Annotated in this window: 19 protein-coding genes; all 19 read right to left on the bottom strand. The window is 52.2% G+C overall.

Features of this window, described 5'->3' with window-relative positions; translation table 11 throughout:
* Positions 1-15: 15 nt before the first annotated feature.
* A complete protein-coding gene (locus MKZ24_RS13000) occupies positions 16-489 on the bottom strand; it encodes a YaiI/YqxD family protein (RefSeq protein ID WP_039304144.1) in 474 nt (157 codons plus the stop codon).
* 178 nt (positions 490-667) lie between these two features.
* Complete coding sequence (gene glyS, locus MKZ24_RS12995; protein WP_042238561.1) at positions 668-2,749, bottom strand: glycine--tRNA ligase subunit beta; 2,082 nt, start codon at positions 2,747-2,749, stop codon at positions 668-670.
* The gene (gene glyQ, locus MKZ24_RS12990; RefSeq protein WP_042238562.1) at positions 2,742-3,629 is read right to left on the bottom strand and encodes a glycine--tRNA ligase subunit alpha; all 888 of its coding nucleotides are present in this window, start codon (positions 3,627-3,629) and stop codon (positions 2,742-2,744) included. The genes glyS and glyQ overlap by 8 nt, the downstream gene beginning before the upstream one ends.
* A gap of 458 nt (positions 3,630-4,087) precedes the next feature.
* Entirely contained in the window at positions 4,088-4,843 is a 756-nt protein-coding gene (gene recO / locus MKZ24_RS12985; protein ID WP_042238563.1) for a DNA repair protein RecO, read from the bottom strand.
* 36 nt (positions 4,844-4,879) lie between these two features.
* Complete coding sequence (locus MKZ24_RS12980) at positions 4,880-5,023, bottom strand: YqzL family protein (RefSeq protein ID WP_076244089.1); 144 nt, start codon at positions 5,021-5,023, stop codon at positions 4,880-4,882.
* A gap of 205 nt (positions 5,024-5,228) precedes the next feature.
* Entirely contained in the window at positions 5,229-6,122 is an 894-nt protein-coding gene (gene era, locus MKZ24_RS12975) for a GTPase Era (RefSeq protein WP_039304132.1), read from the bottom strand.
* 391 nt (positions 6,123-6,513) lie between these two features.
* Positions 6,514-6,933 carry a cytidine deaminase gene (locus MKZ24_RS12970; RefSeq protein WP_039304130.1) on the bottom strand — a complete coding sequence of 140 codons (420 nt, stop codon included), beginning with the start codon at positions 6,931-6,933 and terminating at the stop codon, positions 6,514-6,516.
* Between the two features lie 331 nt (positions 6,934-7,264).
* Complete coding sequence (locus tag MKZ24_RS12965; protein WP_042238564.1) at positions 7,265-7,660, bottom strand: diacylglycerol kinase family protein; 396 nt, start codon at positions 7,658-7,660, stop codon at positions 7,265-7,267.
* The gene (gene ybeY / locus MKZ24_RS12960) at positions 7,660-8,163 is read right to left on the bottom strand and encodes an rRNA maturation RNase YbeY (protein ID WP_042238565.1); all 504 of its coding nucleotides are present in this window, start codon (positions 8,161-8,163) and stop codon (positions 7,660-7,662) included. The genes MKZ24_RS12965 and ybeY overlap by 1 nt, the downstream gene beginning before the upstream one ends.
* A complete protein-coding gene (locus MKZ24_RS12955) occupies positions 8,135-10,414 on the bottom strand; it encodes an HD family phosphohydrolase (RefSeq protein WP_042238567.1) in 2,280 nt (759 codons plus the stop codon). The genes ybeY and MKZ24_RS12955 overlap by 29 nt, the downstream gene beginning before the upstream one ends.
* 17 nt (positions 10,415-10,431) lie before the next feature.
* Positions 10,432-11,403 carry a PhoH family protein gene (locus tag MKZ24_RS12950; RefSeq protein ID WP_042216800.1) on the bottom strand — a complete coding sequence of 324 codons (972 nt, stop codon included), beginning with the start codon at positions 11,401-11,403 and terminating at the stop codon, positions 10,432-10,434.
* 15 nt (positions 11,404-11,418) lie between these two features.
* Positions 11,419-12,600: a sporulation protein YqfD gene (gene yqfD, locus MKZ24_RS12945; RefSeq protein WP_042238568.1), complete on the bottom strand. Its 1,182-nt coding sequence runs from the start codon at positions 12,598-12,600 to the stop codon at positions 11,419-11,421.
* Positions 12,597-12,890: a sporulation protein YqfC gene (gene yqfC / locus MKZ24_RS12940; protein WP_039304110.1), complete on the bottom strand. Its 294-nt coding sequence runs from the start codon at positions 12,888-12,890 to the stop codon at positions 12,597-12,599. The genes yqfD and yqfC overlap by 4 nt, the downstream gene beginning before the upstream one ends.
* A gap of 263 nt (positions 12,891-13,153) precedes the next feature.
* Positions 13,154-13,768, bottom strand: a complete 615-nt coding sequence (locus MKZ24_RS12935) for a hypothetical protein (RefSeq protein WP_340783530.1) — start codon at positions 13,766-13,768, stop codon at positions 13,154-13,156.
* A gap of 16 nt (positions 13,769-13,784) precedes the next feature.
* Positions 13,785-14,786, bottom strand: a complete 1,002-nt coding sequence (gene floA / locus MKZ24_RS12930) for a flotillin-like protein FloA (RefSeq protein WP_340783528.1) — start codon at positions 14,784-14,786, stop codon at positions 13,785-13,787.
* A gap of 85 nt (positions 14,787-14,871) precedes the next feature.
* Positions 14,872-16,206 carry an NfeD family protein gene (locus MKZ24_RS12925; protein ID WP_340790158.1) on the bottom strand — a complete coding sequence of 445 codons (1,335 nt, stop codon included), beginning with the start codon at positions 16,204-16,206 and terminating at the stop codon, positions 14,872-14,874.
* Positions 16,207-16,579: 373 nt separating this feature from the next.
* Positions 16,580-17,023 (bottom strand): GatB/YqeY domain-containing protein, encoded by a 444-nt coding sequence (locus MKZ24_RS12920; RefSeq protein ID WP_039310385.1) that lies wholly within the window; start codon positions 17,021-17,023, stop codon positions 16,580-16,582.
* A 15-nt stretch (positions 17,024-17,038) separates the two neighbouring features.
* Positions 17,039-17,212: a 30S ribosomal protein S21 gene (rpsU, locus tag MKZ24_RS12915; protein ID WP_005547957.1), complete on the bottom strand. Its 174-nt coding sequence runs from the start codon at positions 17,210-17,212 to the stop codon at positions 17,039-17,041.
* Positions 17,213-17,350: 138 nt separating this feature from the next.
* Positions 17,351-17,710 carry a histidine triad nucleotide-binding protein gene (locus MKZ24_RS12910; RefSeq protein WP_042139435.1) on the bottom strand — a complete coding sequence of 120 codons (360 nt, stop codon included), beginning with the start codon at positions 17,708-17,710 and terminating at the stop codon, positions 17,351-17,353.
* Positions 17,711-18,124 lie beyond the last annotated feature (414 nt).

Here is an 18,124-nt window from a genome sequence, read left to right as displayed (position 1 = left end):
AATAAATATAATTCGCTATAGCTGTACATTCTCCTGCAAAAAAGTTAAAAGTTTTGTCAGTTTATGTTGAAAATAAATTTTTTCCTCTGCGGTAATCGCTTTTGGACCCTTGGAATAGTGGCCGCGCCTGCGCTCTACCGCCCGGGCATGCCTGCCCTCCAGCATAAAATCCATTTTGGAATCCTCATACTCCTGCCCCCGGTTCGAGAGCACCCTGCAGCGTTTGCCCAGCGCCAGCGCCGCAAGTCCATAATCCTGCGTAATTACGACATCTCCCGCAGAAATATGATTGGCGATATACAAATCGGCACTGTCAGCTCCGCGGTCCACCTGGACAACCGTGACACCTTCTTCAGCTTTGAGCACATGGTCGTAAGAAGAAACCATCAGCACCGGTATGCCAAAGCTGCGGGCCACGGTATTAATCTCCTGTTTGACCGGACAAGCATCCCCATCAACGACGATCTTTCTTTCCTGGGACCTTACCATGATTCTCACCAAATTCCCGTGTAATATATATACGCTCCGCTTGGCAGAAATCCTTCTTTGTAAAGCATAAATACGGAACGAGTGTCAACTTACACATTGGCACCGTTCCGTATATTTATACCCTAAACCCTCGATCTATACCATAAGTTACAAACAATAATTGAATTTCAACCCTTGATTACCACACCAGCTTGCCGAAATCGGCAAATAATCTGGAATCTACGTTAATCGCAGACAAGAGTGCCAGACGGTTAGCGCGAACCGCCTCGTCTTCAGCCATAACCATAACGGAATCGAAGAATCCGGTAACGGCATCCTTCAGCCCCGACAGAATCTGCAGTGCTTCTGCGGCATGCAAGGCAGCCAGAGCTTCGCGGTAAGGATCATGAATACTCTGCCAAGTCTGATACAGCTTCTGTTCGGCTTCTTCTTTGAGCAGAGAAGGGGCGATTACCGTTCCCTCGGCTGCTTTGGCCGCCAGATTGCTGACGCGGGTCAGGGAATCCACAGTGATTTTGAAATCAGCTACGTCTGTTACTGCATTCATAAGCGCAAGACTTCTGCCTACCACATCAACGATATCATCGAAACCGGCAGCAGTAGCTGCATCCACAACATCATAGCGGACATTGTTGTCGGATAATAGGCGTTTGACGCGCAGACCAAAGAACTCGTAAAGGTTTATACGCAGCTCAGGGGTGAAATGTTTCTCTGAACGTAAACTTTCATGAACTTCCAGCGCTGCAGCAAAAATTTCCTGCAAACTGAGGCTGAGCTGATGCTCCAGCACCATCTGTACAATTCCTGCCGCCTGCCGGCGCAGCGCATAAGGGTCCTGGGAACCGGTCGGGATGATCCCGATCGAGAAACAGCCTACAATTGTATCGATTTTATCGGCAAGGCTGACTACCAGACCTGCCTCCGTTGAAGGAACGGCATCCCCTGCAAAACGCGGCTGATAGTGCTCGAAGATCCCTTTAGATACATTATCAGCTTCACCGGCCTTGCGGGCATAATCTTCACCCATTGTACCTTGCAGCTCAGGGAATTCACCCACCATTTGCGTTACCAGGTCGAATTTGCAGATATCCGCTGTCCGGCTGACTTCAGCGGCAGCACTTGCCGGCAGCGCAAGCTTCACTGCCAGGCGGTCGGCAATCGCGCGGATACGGCGTACTTTATCCCCTACGCTGCCCAGTTCTTCGTGATACACGATATTCTCGAGCTTGGCCAGCGCATCGTTAATCTGCAGCTTCTGATCCTCTTCATAAAAGAACTTGGCATCCTGAAGCCGGGCACGCAGCACCTTCTCGTTACCCTTGGCGATTACATCCAGCGATACGGCATTCCCGTTACGGACAGTTACGAAGAACGGAAGAAGCTTGCCGCCCTCCCCGAACACCGGGAAGTAACGCTGATGCTCGCGCATGGAAGTGATCAGTACATCCTGTGGAATATTCAGGAAAGCTGGGTCGAATGTTCCGAACAGGACGGTCGGTGTTTCTACCAGGAACAATACCTCTTCGAGCAGATCTTCCTTGATCGCAATCTTCCAGCTGTTCTCTTCTGCGAGCTTATTGATTCCGCTCAGAATCAGCTCTTCGCGTTCCTTCACATCTACCAGCACATGCTGGCTGCGCAGAGCTTCCACGTACCCGGCAGGCTCAGCAATCATAGCTTCCTCGCCCAGGAAACGGTGGCCGCGGCTCACGTTGCCGGCTTTGACTCCGGTAATCGTAAGGTCAATAATCTCCTGGCCGAAGAGCGCGACCATCCAGCGGATCGGACGGACAAATTTGAAATCATAAGCACCCCAGCGCATATTTTTCGGGAAAGTCATTGCACTGACAATACCTGTTAGCCCTTCAGAGAGCAGGGAGGCCGTTTCGATTCCGGTACTGCTCTTGGTTACATAGATATATTCTACGCCGGCCAGTTCCTTGAACGTAAATTGCTCCGGTGCTACGCCTTGGCTGCGGGCAAAACCAAGTGCCGCCTTGCTCCACTCACCGCTTGCGTCCACTGCGATTTTGCGGGACGGGCCTTTGACTTCTTCACTCACATCTTCCTGCCGCTCAGCAGCATCCTTCACCAGTACAGCAAGACGGCGCGGTGTTGCATATGCGGTAACGCCATTGTGGCTAATCCGCGAGGCTTCGAGCCACTTGGCTGTTCTATCCTTCAACTGTTCCATGGCGGCGCGGATGAAGCGGGCCGGTATTTCCTCGAGACCGATCTCGAACAAAATGTCTTTAGACAAGGTCAGCACCTTCTTTCTTCAGCAGCGGGAAGCCGAGCTTCTCGCGTTCCTCCAGATATGTTGCCGCTACGGTGCGGGCAAGATTGCGCACTCTTGTGATGAAACCCGTACGTTCGGTTACACTGATCGCTCCGCGCGCATCCAGAAGGTTGAAGGTATGCGAGCATTTCAGCACATAGTCATAGGCGGGGAAAACCAAATGGTTGTCCATCGCTCTGCGCGCTTCCTCTTCGTAGGTGTTGAACAGGGTGAACAGCATTTTGACATCCGAAACTTCAAAAGTATACGTGGAATGCTCCACCTCCGGCTGATGGAACACATCACCGTAAGTCATTCCGTCTACCCATTCCAGGTCGAATACATTTTCCTTATCCTGAATGTAGGAGGCAAGACGCTCCATACCGTAAGTAATCTCAACCGCTACCGGGCTGGCTTCAATTCCGCCTACCTGCTGGAAGTAGGTAAATTGCGTGATTTCCATTCCGTCCAGCCACACTTCCCAGCCGAGGCCCGCACAGCCCAGAGAAGGATTCTCCCAGTTGTCTTCGACAAACCGCACGTCATGCAGCAGGGGATCTACGCCCAGTGCCTTCAAGCTATCCAGATACAGCTCCTGAATATTGTCCGGGGACGGCTTGATGATGACCTGGAACTGGTGATGCTGGTACAAGCGGTTCGGGTTCTCCCCGTAACGGCCGTCTGACGGACGGCGTGAAGGCTCGACATAAGCGACCTTCCAGGGCTCCGGACCGAGTGACCGCAAAAAGGTCATGGGATTCATCGTGCCCGCCCCTTTTTCCGTATCGTACGGTTGGACGAGAATACAGTTCTGGGCTGCCCAGAACTGCTGCAGGGTCAGAATCATCTGCTGAAAGTTCATACTACCGACTCCTTCGCTTTACAAGTGTGTACTGCCTCTTTACTTATGACTGGCTCTTGCTGCTGCGCGATGGAGGCGGCATCAGCTTTATGTATCCCTGTAGCAGATTATGGAGAGTATATCCTTCATAAGTCCGCCGCAAGTCAAAAAAGCTCCCGCCCCCATGCCTGATTAACAGACATAGGGACGAGAGCCTATAATTCTTCTCCCGCGGTTCCACCCTACTTGATTACGCTACGCGAAATCCACTTTTCATACTGCCGCTTCCGTACTCCCGGGCGCCATGTTCATGAACGTTGTCCTGCCAGGCTTCCACTACCCCCGGCTCGCTGAAGCGACAACTCGATTCATTACTTTCCCGATCACTGCACTCTCTCCATGTCTGGAGCAATCACGGCATTCCTATAAATTGATGTAAAAAGAAACTGAACTTATAGTAACGGATAATTCGCATTTCGTCAAATATTGTATTTATCAAGCTGATCGAGGAAACTCTGCGATTTCAGCCGGAGCCCCAACTGCATATCCATAAATGCCCGCATAATGGCCTTGAGCTCTGCGCGTGTCTCTGGCTTCACATCCACATTGCCAAGTCTGGTCAGATCAAGTAGCGCGAATAGACGCAGCAGCTTCAGTGCACGCGGAGAAATCTCCATCGCGGGAGGATCATTATGCCGGCAGCTGCGGCAGATTACACCGCCAAGACGCGGACTGATTCTAAGCTCCTCATCCGGCTTGTCCATATCGCAGACTACACAGGTATCAAGCTGCGGGCCATAGCCTGCCGCCTGCAGCACTTTCATTTCAAAAACATTTATGATGATGCCGGGCTCTTTGTCTTCTTCAAGTGCATTCAGGCAGGCATTTAGTTGACGGAACCAAAAGCTTCCCGTTTCTTCATCATGCAGTACCCGGTCAAGCAGCTCGCAGGCATAGGATGCATACGCCGCTTTGACAAGATCCTCACGCAGCGGATGATGGGACTTCGTAATCTCCCCGGCATTCAGTGTTCCCAGTCCGCCGTTGTTGCGGAAAAACACAAACTCTCCTGTTGTGAACAACTGGATCAGGGCAGCATGGCGGCTTTTCACCTTCTTGGCGCCCCGTACCAGAACCCCTACTTTACCGGCGTTCTCGGTGCAAAGCGTAACAATTGCGTTCCCTTCGCCGTAGTCCATGCTGCGGATGACGATCCCTTCCACCCTGTATAGCATGCCTCTTCTCCCAACCACTCGGCAAGCAACCAGTCCTTATTGTGCTTCTTCATCAGTGACCATCTCTTCCTCCGCCGGCAGCGGTCCGCTGCTCTCCGGCGAATCCCCAGCTTCTCTGTACAGCAAATAAGCATCGACATCTCCAGTCATTGCAAAATACTTCCACGAAAAGTTCCGCATTCGTATTCATCCTTTCTTCGGAAACACGATGTCTCTTCAGAAGTAGGATGTACGAAGCTCAGGGATCTATCCTTGCAATTCCTGCCAAGTACAAGAGGCTTTGCTGTCCAGTTCAAGGACAGTACCGTTTCAGCGAGAAATATAAGGTTAACGTATAGTAAAACATATACTTTCTTATATTTCAATGCAGCAGCGGAGGGAAGGTTTATTGGTCTTTATGGAAGCCCAAATCCCGCAGTACGCGGTCCTGATTGCGCCAGTCTTTTTTCACTTTTACCCATAGTTCCAGGAAAATCTTCGAACCCAGCAGGTTCTCAATATCCGTCCGCGCACGCCGTCCGACTTCCTTCAGCAGGGCACCCTGCTTGCCGATAATGATCCCCTTCTGGGAATCGCGCTCCACAAAAATAACCGCTGAAATATGCACTACGCCATTCGGTTCAACGCTCATGTCCTCAATCGCCACCGCAATGGAATGCGGCACCTCTTCGCGGGTCAGATGCAGAATCTTCTCGCGGATCAGCTCCGCACAGACGAACTGCTCCGGGTGATCGGTAATCTGGTCGTCCGGATAATACTGCGGGCCTTCCGGCAGATACTTCTGCACCTGCTCCAGCAGCGTATTGACATTGCTGCCCATTTTGGCAGAAATCGGCACGATCTCGGCGAACTCATGCAGCTTGTTGTATTCGGTAATCATCGGAAGCAGCGCTTCCGGCTCGATCTTGTCAATCTTGTTCATCACGAGAATGACCGGTGTCTTGATGGAGTTCAGCTGTTCCGCGATATAACGGTCACCGCCGCCCATGCCCTCAGAAGCATCCACCAGGAACAACACAGCCTCCACTTCATGCAGGGTGCTCATCGCCGTCTGGTTCATGTAATCGCCCAGCTTCGACTGTCTTTTATGGATGCCCGGTGTGTCCAGGAATACGATCTGTGAATTATTAGCGGTATATACCCCGTGAATTTTGTTTCTGGTGGTCTGCGGCTTGTCCGACATAATGGCGATCTTTTGGCCAATCACCTGGTTCATCAGTGTCGATTTGCCTACGTTCGGTCTGCCGATAATGGCGACAAACCCTGATTTGAATTTCATATAATCCTCCTATTTATCTTACAACTTGGTCAAGCTGGAAACCTTGATACTAGGTCAAAAGCGCTTCGATCCCCCTAATTCCCCCTTCGCCAAGGGGGACCCCAAGGGCCCCGGCCCTCTGGACACCCGGAACTGGCGTGGGCACAGTGTTGGCACGGAGAAAGCGGGGTTGGAGCATGAGCGCTTACGTTCCCTGCGGGAACACGCTTGACTGCGGCGCTGGAAAGACTGGTTACTTGGACACCTAAACCTCGAAAACAAACTTAATTGTATTTTGTGCACTTATTCTGTTTAGACTCAGAACCATTACAGGTTTAATTGTACAAAATACAATTAAACTATGAATACAGGCATAATTAACCCCAACTAAATACTTCACCTGTCTTGCTGCCTACTCCGGAGCCTGGCCCTGCTCCAGGTCCGCGGGACCGAAAGCGCCGGGCAGCAGGTCACGCACGGTAGTCTCCACGATGTCGCCCTTCAGGTTGCCGAGAATGACCGGCATATCAGGGCCGCACAGCTCAACCATTACCTGGCGGCAGACGCCGCAAGGCGATACAGGCCCGTCCGTATCCGCGACTACAGCGATAGCCCGGAAGGTACCCGGCTTATGCCCGTCGGCAATCGCGCGGAACATAGCAGTCCGTTCCCCGCAATTGGTCGGGCCGTAGGCAGCATTCTCAATATTACAGCCGTGGTGAACATTCCCGTCCTGGTCCAGCAGTGCAGCGCCGACCCCGAAACGGGAATAAGGTATATATGCATTGGCTCTTGCCTTGATCGCTTCCTGAAGAAGTAGGGCTGAATCCATAGTTGTCCTCCTAAAAAGTTTTGTGAGCATATACTGCTTCGATTATTCTCCGTACAAAACTTGCTTCGTAAGCATAACCTTAGTTTTGTGAGTATACACTGCTTCGATTGTCCTCCGTACAAAACTTGCTTCGTAAGCATAACCTTAGTTTTGTGAGCATACACCGCTTCGGTTATTCTTCGTATAAAACCCGCTTTATAAGCATGCACCGCATCCATTATTCTTCGTACACTACCGGCGCTTAAGCATGGCCTGGTATTGTGGTTCTAAGTAAAGATGACGGAGCGCACAAAGCGGATCCGCCTCTCCCTAAGCTGAAGTTGTAAACTGATTATGACATAAGACTTGTGATCCAGTCCATCACGGGATGATAAAAAACATAGATTCCCGTAATAACAGCAAACACCGCCGTAAGCAGTACAGCTCCTGCGGCGGTATCTTTGGCCTTCTTGGCCAAGGGATGAATCTCCGGCGACACCAGATCAATCGTCGCTTCAATCGCCGTATTCAGCAGCTCGGCGGTCAGCACCAGCGTAATCGCCAGAAGCAGCAGCATCCAGCTTGACACAGGGAGCCTGAATGCAGCGGCGGCGGCCAGCACTATAACAGCAAGGCCGCTGTGCACCTTCATATTCAGCTCCGACCGGAAAGCCGCAGCAATGCCATGAGCCGCAAAGCGAAAGGAATGCCAGAATTTTTTGTGGCCGACCGCCGTGTTCTTGACCATTAGCGTGTCAACCCGACCTGAGCCAGAACATTCTCCTGCTTAGACATCATCTCGGCCTCAGATTCCGGATCCTGATGGTCATATCCCAGCAAATGCAGGAATCCGTGAACGAACAGGAAGCCCAGCTCGCGCTCCAGCGAATGACCGTACTCCAGCGCCTGCTCTTGCGCACGCGTTACGGAGATTATAATATCTCCGAGCACGTTAGGTACTTCCTCCAGTTCCTCCCCCTCACCATCGGGCACAGCATATATAATTTCCGGCTCATCTTCTCCGGTCTCATTCATCGCGAAGGACAGCACGTCCGTTGGACGGTCGATTCCCCGGTACTCCAGATTCAGCTCATGGATGCGTTCGTTATTAACGAAGGTAAGATCCACTTCCCCCTCATCGATCCCTTCAGCTTCACCCGCTTTCTGCAGAATAATCTCCAGCAGGGCGATCAGATCGCTGTTAATCTCATGCTCTTCCTGTTCATTGCTCCAAACGACGCTCAGGCTCATTTTTGATGGCCCCTTCCTCTTTTTTGGGCTTGCGCACATCCTCGGGATACTCAATCCGGGAATGGAAAATACCCATTACAGTCTCTTTAAGTGTCCGTGCAATAATGTCCAGCTCTTTGATGGTCAGGTCGCATTCATCGAACTGATGGTCATCCAGCCGGCTTTTGATAATCTTCTCGATCATCGTTTCTACCTGCACAACGGTAGGCTTGCGGAGGGAGCGGACCGCGGCCTCCACACTGTCGGCGATACCGACCACTGCAGATTCCTTCGACTGTGCCTTCGGCCCCGGATAACGGAAATCCTCCTCCGTGAAGTCAGGCTCTACACCCTTCTCCTCCGCAATCTTCAGTGCTTTATGATAAAAATAATGCAGGAATGTCGTACCGTGATGCTGCTCCGCGATATCCCGGATCGGCTTCGGCAGCTTGTACTCCTTCTGCATCTCCACCCCGTCTCGGGCGTGGGCCACAATGATGGATTTGCTCAGCTTCGGCTCAATCGAATCATGAGGGTTCTCCATATTGTTCTGGTTCTCAATGAAATAGAACGGCCGTTTTGTCTTGCCGATATCATGATAATACGAACCCACCCGGCACAGCAGGCCGTCCGCCCCGATCGCTTCAGCCGCAGCCTCAGACAGATTCCCGACCATAACACTGTGATGGTATGTTCCCGGTGTCTCCGTAAGCAGCTTGCGCAGCAGCGGATGGTTCGGGTTAGATAACTCGACGAGCTTCAGCGCAGACAGGATGCCGAAGGTAGCCTCGAAGAAAGGCATCAGCCCAATGACCAATACAGCGGTCAGCAGACCGCTTGCAAACGAGAAGCCAAGAGCGTACAACGTCTGGGTCTCATTCCAGACTCCCCCTCCCAGCATGGTCAGTATAGCTACCGTGAGAGTGCCAAACAGGGAAACCATAATTCCGCCTTTGAGGAGCGTAGAGCGCTGACCAGCACGGTGGGTGGCGAATATAGCAACATAGCATACGATCAGTGCAAAGAACCCGAAGGTGAAATCAAATAGGGTATTCTGCTGCACATTCAGAATAATACTGGCAAGAACACTGAATAAAATAGAACAGAAATAGGCCAAAGTCATATCCAGGAGCATGGTGATCAGCATCGCACCTATAGCTACCGGGGCCAGATAACCGATATATGAACGGACATCCGTCTGCAGGAACGCCGCCAACTTCATTGTAAGTATGGTAATTATAAATACCAGCACCAGCATAAGCAGCTGGGAGTTATTATACTTGAATCCCGAGGTACCGCCATTATAGCGGATGAATGTCATCAGCCCGAAGGACAGCAGCACTGAGAGCAGCAGCAGTCCAAATTGCGGCCAGTAGTTGACTTCCTTGCTCAAGAGACCATTCTCGTCCAGAAGAGCATACAGCTCTGGAGTAATCTCCTGATTCTTGGCAACCAGCACGTCCCCCTGCTCAATGAACACATCCGGTGTATTCTGGCGGGCCTGCACCTTCGCTTCTTTGGTCGCATCCTCGTCATAGAATTTGTTGGCGGTAATGACCAGCCGCACCAGCTCCTGCACCACCTCACGGGCGGTCCGCTGGCTCAGCGAACTGACGCTGACCTGCTCAGCCACCTTGGCGCGGGCGGTCTGGGCATCGGTTATCTGATCATTCATCAGCTTGGTGACAATATCCCGGGCAACCGGCTTCATTTCAATGATATCCTGAGAGGTCAGCCGCGGAATCTTAATATACGTCTCTTCCGGAATCACATACGTCTGATCCTTGATGACCGACTGCATTTCAGTCAGCAAATGCTCTGAATACGTTCCCGCTTTACTGCTGGCAGCAACAAAATTAAGTATAAAATCATTGGCACGCCGTGGAATCTCCTCGCGGTATATCTCCGTCTTATCGCTTTGGGATATCGTATCATCCTGATTCAGCCGGTCGATCCGGTCGAGCAGCAGGGTTACGAGATTCTCAGCCCGCATAGGAATAATTGCATACCGGTTGGCTACGTTCTCAGCCGCTTCTTCCTGGGCTTTCAGCTTGGCATTGGTGTCCAGGATTTGCTTGGGTGCTGTGATTTCCTTGGCACTGCGTGTTCCCTCTTTGATATCATACTTTTTGGGCAGCAGATCAGAAGACAGGCTGAAGTAGAAAACAAGCCCCAATAACAGGAAAAGAGCATAGCGCGAAACCGCGCTATACTTCCATCCGCTGGAGCTATATACAAATCCGCTTAATTTCGATGGTTGCTTTGAGGCCATGAAGACAATCCCCTTTTTTATTGGAGGTTTTCGGCAGAGCGGTCATAGGCAACGATAATTTTCTGCACCAGGGAATGCCGGACTACGTCCTGTTCTGCAAAATAGACAAAGCCGAGCTCCTCAATACCGGATAATATCGTTTTGGCTTCAATCAGCCCTGACTTCTTGCCGCGCGGCAGATCGATCTGGGTAACATCGCCCGTAATGACCATCTTGGAGCCGAAGCCCAGCCGGGTGAGGAACATTTTCATTTGTTCAGGTGTGGTATTCTGGGCCTCGTCGAGGATAATAAAAGCATCCTCCAGCGTACGCCCGCGCATATAGGCAAGCGGCGCGATCTCGATCAGTCCGCGCTCCAGCGCCTTGGCTACCTGATCAGGCCCCATAACGTCGTACAGGGCGTCATAGAGCGGCCGCAGATAAGGATCTACCTTCTCCTGCAAATCTCCGGGAAGGAAGCCCAGGTTCTCGCCTGCCTCCACTGCCGGACGTGTCAGCACAATTCGTTTGACAGAGCCTTCCTTGAGCGCCGTGACAGCAAGCACAACAGCGAGATAAGTCTTACCCGTTCCTGCCGGCCCGATGCCAAAGACGATATCACGCTTTTTGATCGTTGTCACATAATGTTTCTGGCCAATGGTTTTGACGCGGATCGGTTTACCGCGGAAAGTTGTTGTAATCTCACCTTTGAACAGGTCAAGCAGCTGATCGGCACGGAAATCCTTCGCCAGCTCTACAGCATACTGCACATCGCGTTCACTTAGTATGTAACCGCCCCGTACCAGGGACAGCAGCACATTGAACAACTGGCCCAGCATGTCCACTTCACGCTCTGCTCCGCGTATAGTAACCTCAGCTTCACGCGAGTCGATCACCGCCGGAATTTCTTTCTCGATAATTTTCAGGAATCCGTCCTGCGGGCCGAACAGGGATTGAGCTTCTCCCGCATTTTGCAAAGATATACGAATGCTTGCAGTCTGTTCTGACAAGTAGCCTCATTCTCCTCAATTGTTTACTATCGGAAGTTCTTCCGCGATTCTCTCTTCCACTTCAAACAGCACTTTCATATAAACTTTACCATTCTCTTTCTTCTCATGCAAAATTTTTTGACTTTTGATGACGCTGTCAGTGCCGTAACGTGCGAATATATCACGCTTGGCCCGGCTCAGTCCTTCCTCCCGCGCGGCCTCCGGAGTCAGCATTTCAGTGGTATATTTAATTTCCATTTCCTTCTCGGTCATCAGGCCCAGCGGCAGCTTAAAGGACCGCCAGGACAGCATATCGGGCTCCGTAAGCGTGCGTGACTTCTCAAAGCCGGAATCCCCGTACCCCCATAGCTGCACCGCCCATTTGCCGAGAACGAGATACGTGCGGTCTTTGCGTTCTCCTGTATAGGAACTGCCCGTTCTTTTGAGGGGCACCTCAAGATTATATTCATGCCATACCAGGCCTTTAACATCGCCTTTTGCTACTACAAACTCTATATTCTCCTCGTCCCCCAGTGCTCCGGAGATGAGGATGTCCCCTTTTTTGACGCGGGAGTTTCGGCTCACCACAGGTCTGCCCTGCTCCGCATAGATTTCGGTGACAACCGCATCCGTCCTGCTGATCAGATGGCGCTTGCTGAGTAGCGGCTTAGTCTCCGGGCGGTCGGCTTCGACAACCTGGATCGTAATGCTCGTCCCCGTCCGGTGAAACCCTGCCCACGTCAGCCCCGGAACAAGGGTGGTCAGCTCCCTGGAGAGCTTGTCCGACTCTTCCATCCGCCAAATCCACTGAAAAGGGTACACCCCCTCCTTGCGTGCGGCTTCGAGAATGTCCTCGGTGGGAATGCGGGTATTCCCTTCAACCTTGATGCTCCACACCATAGAGGACAGCAGCAGCAGCCCGACACCAAAGACCAGCAGTCCTGCGGCAAAAAACTTCCGCTTCCATAAGCGGGCCGCCCGGAAAGGAATTCCGTTACGGGCCGTAACATGCATGCGGCAGCCTGTCTTCTTAAGGAGCGGACGGAGTCTGAAAAAATCATCCAGTAGCAGGTTCAGCGAAGCGCCGTCCCCGGCAGGCCTCACATCCCAGATGACGATGCCTGCTCCGGTTACAGCGTTGATAAAGATCTCCACCTGCGGTCCCGTCACATGCAGTGTAACGAACCCCCGCAGCGATGACAGAGGCGGCTCTTTCATGGATTCTCCCCACTTTCCTTATACCTGATTTCACCGATAATACCTTCAACGGCAAGCTCCTGGCCCAGAATATTGCGGATGACCAGCCCTTCACCGGAAATCTCTAAATATCCTTTGGCCAACGCCAGCCTGAGCTGCTCCGATGAGAAATGCAGCACGCCGCGGTGGTTCTCAATATACAGTTCCTTATTGCCGATCAGGGTGATCCGGGGCATCTCCTGCAATACATCCTGCGGAAGATCCAGTACCCCGTTTGTCCATCCCCGCAGCCTGCGGCCAATACGGGTCATATATAGACGCTCCCCCTTCCTGCCTTCTGTACACCTTATGCGGAAGGGCGTTTTTTTATGAGAAGAACTCACATCATTTGTGCCGGGACACACCTGCGGCTCCAACCGCCCGGCAGCGGTAGATGCAGCAGATTCTGCAGGATAAGTCCACGGAACCACGCGGCAAAAAGCCCGGATCTGCTCCTCTTAAAGAGCAAATCCGGGCTTTCAGGCAGAGCATAGATATAACCGCAGTGCAGAGTAACCGCTCATCTGCCGGGGGTTCAGCCTTCCTTGCGGACAGAGGCATGCGGTTGCCGGGAACGGGGCGGTCCCAGAATCTCCGCCCATATCAGGCCGCTGCGCAGCGCCTCACGGTCCTGCGCCAGCGGATGCTGTCCTATACCCGTCTGAGACGGGCTGGCACCCTCTGCGTCACTCATTGCGCCTGTGTACGGCACTGCAGCCGCCACGCCGTCAAAAGCCGTCTGCAGCCGCTCCAGCTCCCGCTGCATGCGTTCTGTCCGCGCCTGCACACCGTCCATACTGCCGGTCTGCTCCAAGGACACCCCTTCGCCTGTCTCATAGTCAGGCGAAGGCAGCTCAGCCCGCTCCGGCCAAGCCGGCGAAGCGTCGTACTCCCGCTCTTCCGACGCGGAGTCAGGCCGACCCGAAGCCCCCCGACGCCCGCCGGGCTCCGGAAATCCGCTGCCCGGGCGTTCAGGGCGTCCGCTATCCGCTGCCTCGGCGGGAACACGGGGGCGGCGCAGCGGATTGCCTTCGCCCCCGCCGCCAAAGGTAGGCATGCCGCCGCGCGTGGAGGACTTGCCTTTATTTTTGTTCCAGTTGGTGAATATCGCAATTACCGCAATGACCACGATGTAGATTATGCTGCTCATGGGGAATCACATCCCTTTATTTGTGGGGCGGACGGCTGCTGTCGTCCCCGTCGTTTAATTTACCGAGGGAGCCGCGCATCTGCGTATCGGCCTCAATATTTTTGAGGTTCATGTAGTCCATTACACCAAGCTTCCCGGAGCGCAGCGCCTCCGCCATAGCTAGCGGAACCTGGGATTCGGATTCAACCACCAGCGCCTTCATCTCCACCACCCGGGCCTTCATTTCCTGCTCATGGGCGACAGCCATGGCTCTGCGTTCCTCCGCTTTGGCCTGGGCGATGCGTTTATCCGCCTCTGCCTGCTCGGTTTGGAGGTACGCGCCAATATTCTTCCCAACATCAATATCCGCAATATCTATAGACAGAATCTCAAAAGCCGTACCAGAGTCCAGACCTTTGGACAATACCGTCCGCGAGATAGAGTCGGGATTCTCCAGCACATCCTTATGCGAATCACTGGAGCCCACTGTAGTTACGATCCCCTCGCCGACTCGGGCAATAATCGTTTCTTCACCGGCACCGCCGACGAGACGGTCGATATTGGCCCGGACGGTTACCCGCGCTTTGACCTTGACCTCAATCCCGTTCTTAGCCACAGCCGCAACAATCGGAGTTTCGATCACCCTTGGGTTAACGCTCATCTGAACCGCCAGCAGCACATCGCGTCCCGCCAGATCGATGGCTGCAGCACGGGTGAATTCCAGCGGAATATCCGCTCTCTGTGCCGCTATCAGCGCATTAACTACCCGGTCTACGTTCCCTCCGGCAAGGTAGTGGCTCTCCAGCTGGTTGATATTCAGCCCCAGCCCTGCCTTGGTAGCCTTAATCAGCGGATTGACAATCCGGCTTGGCGTTACCCGGCGCAGCCGCATCGCTACCAGTGTAATAATGCTGATTCGAACGCCCGATGCCCAGGCCGATACCCACAGCATGACCGGGAAGAAGCTGAAGAAGACGCTTAGTACAATGATCACGACAACCGCGATCAGCAAAAAAGTAATCATAGATGCTTCCATCATACGCTTTACAACCTCCGTTATTTTTGGGATTAACCTTATTCCATACAGTATTACACGTTGCTGCCAGCTCATAACAGAGGTACAGCTATTTCACGGATTCCTTCACGACCACCCGGCCGCCTTCGACCTTTACCACCGAAATAGCGGTTTGCGCGTCGATGAATCCGCCCTCTGTCACCACATCAATCCGCTCGCCGCCAATGGCGGCAGTTCCGGCCGGGCGCAGCGGAGTTACGCTGATTCCGGAAGCTCCGATCAAACTCAGCTTCTCTGCCACAGGCACAAACCCCTGCTCCTTGGTGAGGCTATCCTGGAGAATGAACCTGTTCCAGATCCCCCGCTCCTTGAAGGCCACAGCCACAATCACAATCACCACTGCCGCTGCCGAAAAAGCAATGCCCAGACTGAACATCGCATGTGTAAAGCTGTAAGCAGCTCTTACAACACCGGCCACAAGGCTGACGGAGCCCAGCAGCCCCAGAATACCAAAGCTGGGCACAAACAGCTCGAGCACCAGCATTACGAGTCCCAGAATGAACAGCAGCAACGTCTCCGCCCCAGCGAAGCCAGCCACATAGTTCCCGAAGAAATAGAGAGCGAACGCCAGCGTCCCGATAATTCCGGGCACCCCAAAGCCGGGTACCAGCAGTTCAATGAACACCCCAGCGATGCCGACGAAGAGCAGAATCGTCATAATAACTGGATTCGTCAGAAAATGCGACATTTTCTCCGCACCGGTATGCTCTACGCGAAAAATGTCATCTGTGGAATAACCCAGCCAAGTAATGGCCTCATTGGCTGTACCCGCAATACGGTCGGCATAACCTGCCTGGAGCGCTTCCTCACTGCTCAGAGCGATGATCTCCCCCTGCCCCTTGGACACGCCAAGCTCGGGCTTGTTCACCACCAGGTTGATGTCCATCATCCCTGCAGCCACTTCCGGATCACGCCCGTTCAGCGATGCGGCTCCTACCATCTTGGATTTCCAGTAGGATACCATTTTTGCGTCATCTACGCTCTTGCCATTCCTGTCTACCAGTGAAGCGGCACCGATCATACTGCCCGGCTTCATGATAATGGCGCCAGCATTAAGCGCTATGTAACTGCCGGCGGAAGCGGCGTCGCCTTTGATATAGGCCGCGGTAGGAATTTTGCTGTCCCTGACCATATTGCCGATTTGTTCAGCTGAATCCACCCGGCCGCCCGGTGTGTCAATCTCCAGCACAATCAGAACCGCGCCGTAATTGGCAGCCTCCTGAAACCCGCGTTCCAGAAAGCTCTGCAATCCGCGCTCAATCTCCTGATCCACCGGAATGATGAACACAGGCCCGCCCACAACCGTACCCGCAGCCGGCGCGCGGACCGCTTCATTATCTGCATGGACCCTGCCCGCTAACGGCAGAACCAGCAGAATCATCATCGCGGCAATGCAGGACAAGACCCCTATGCGTAACTTTTTCAAGCTTGCTGCCTCCCTTCTGCACGAATTAAAACCACCTGCATCCTTATCATATAATAAAACGCAGCATATAATCCTTAGTACGCCAGTTTCTGCACAGGCGTTTCAACAGCCTGTTGTACAACTATATTCTGCCGGGCAAACCGTACAGGTAATTTAGGATGATAAATAGCGATGGCAAAAAGCGAAGAAATAAATGTATTTTGCTTTGATGAGGGAAGATAGGGGGTGATAGATATTGAGAGGCTGATATTTTCGAAGCTATTACTACGTGGAGTCGGCAACTCTCCACATAACGAAAAACACCCCTAATTAAAGGGGTGCTAGCGTTATATTATTGCAGAAATTGCTGAACCGCCTGGTTCACGAGTTTACCATCGGCGCGACCTTTGACCTTAGGCATCAGTGCGCTCATCACCTTACCCATTTCACTTTTCGAAGAAGCACCGGTTTCCTGGATGGTCTGCTGTACAATTACTTTAATTTCTTCTTCGGAAAGCTGTTCGGGAAGATATTGAATGATAATCTCGATTTCTGCCTTAGTACTCGCGGCAAGCTCTTCGCGACCCGCTGCTTCAAATTCTTGGAGGGCATCTTTGCGCTGTTTGATTTCACGACTAAGGATATCAAGCACTTCGTTGTCGTCTAATGTTCTCTTCAAATCTATTTCAAGATACTTTATTGTAGAACGAACCATTCGAATGGTGGAGAGTCTGAACTTGTCCTTACTCTTCATCGCTTGCTTCATATCTTCGTTTAATCGTTCGCTAAGATTCATGCGTGGGTAATCCTCCTAAAACTTTCTCTTACGAGCAGCCTCAGACTTCTTCTTGCGCTTTACGCTTGGCTTCTCATAATGCTTGCGTTTCTTCACCTCAGCCAAGACACCATCTTTAGCAATGGAACGTTTAAAGCGACGAAGTGCAGCATCAATTGTCTCGTTTTTGCGAACTTTCGTTTCAGACACCAGTTTTCCCTCCCTCCGACCAGACCGTCCAAGAGCATAACAACACGGTTCATCAAATTTCATTATAGGTCAAACCTAAATAAGGTGTCAACCTTCGTGCTATTATTTTTTAGCAGGTCTGTTATATTGAATTCCTGATTATGCGTGGGAAGCAGAATTCCCGACGAGGGCACCGAGTTTGGCTCCGCCCAGCAGATGATAATGCAGATGAGGCACCGCTTGTCCGCTGTCCGGTCCGCAGTTGTTAATCAGCCGGTATCCGGAATCAGCGATTCCCAGTTCTACCGCAATTTGCTGTGCTACAGCATGGATTTCGCCGATCAGCGGCAGATCTTCGGGCGTGACATCATTCATCGAAGCAATGAACTTCTTCGGGATGATCAGCACATGCACAGGGGCTGCAGGCTCAATATCGTAAAACGCCAGAATCCGTTCATTCTCGAATACTTTGCTCGCCGGGATAGAACCTTCGATAATTTTGCTGAACACAGTTTCCATACAACGCTTCCTCCCCAAAATTTGTAATGCAGAAGCTTGCATCCGGCACTTTCCGCGGTAAAACCTGTAGCACCGGCAGTTCTTATGTTGTAAAAACAGGCGTATTCACGTCCATTTCCCTCCATAAAAATCCACCGCTCACAGGGGCATACCCTGTAATCATTAGCTCAGCTTTTGGCCGGCGGGGCACATTAGCCTGAATCTGTTGGTTATTCCGGCCTGATCCGCTTCGCGACAAATATAGTTTATGACTCTAATCATACAGGAAATTGAACGATAACGAAAGGCGGAGTCCAAGCATACAGGCTGCTCCAGGGAGAAGAAAATGAAATAAGGACAAGGAGGACAAGGCTGTATTATAACAGGCAGCATAATTCTGGTGCGGTGGAGTGAGGGTGTAATGCATAGGAATTT

Source organism: Paenibacillus sp. FSL R7-0297 (assembly GCF_038009025.1).
GTDB lineage: Bacteria > Bacillota > Bacilli > Paenibacillales > Paenibacillaceae > Paenibacillus_AQ.
This window is presented reverse-complemented; position numbering and strand designations above follow the sequence as displayed.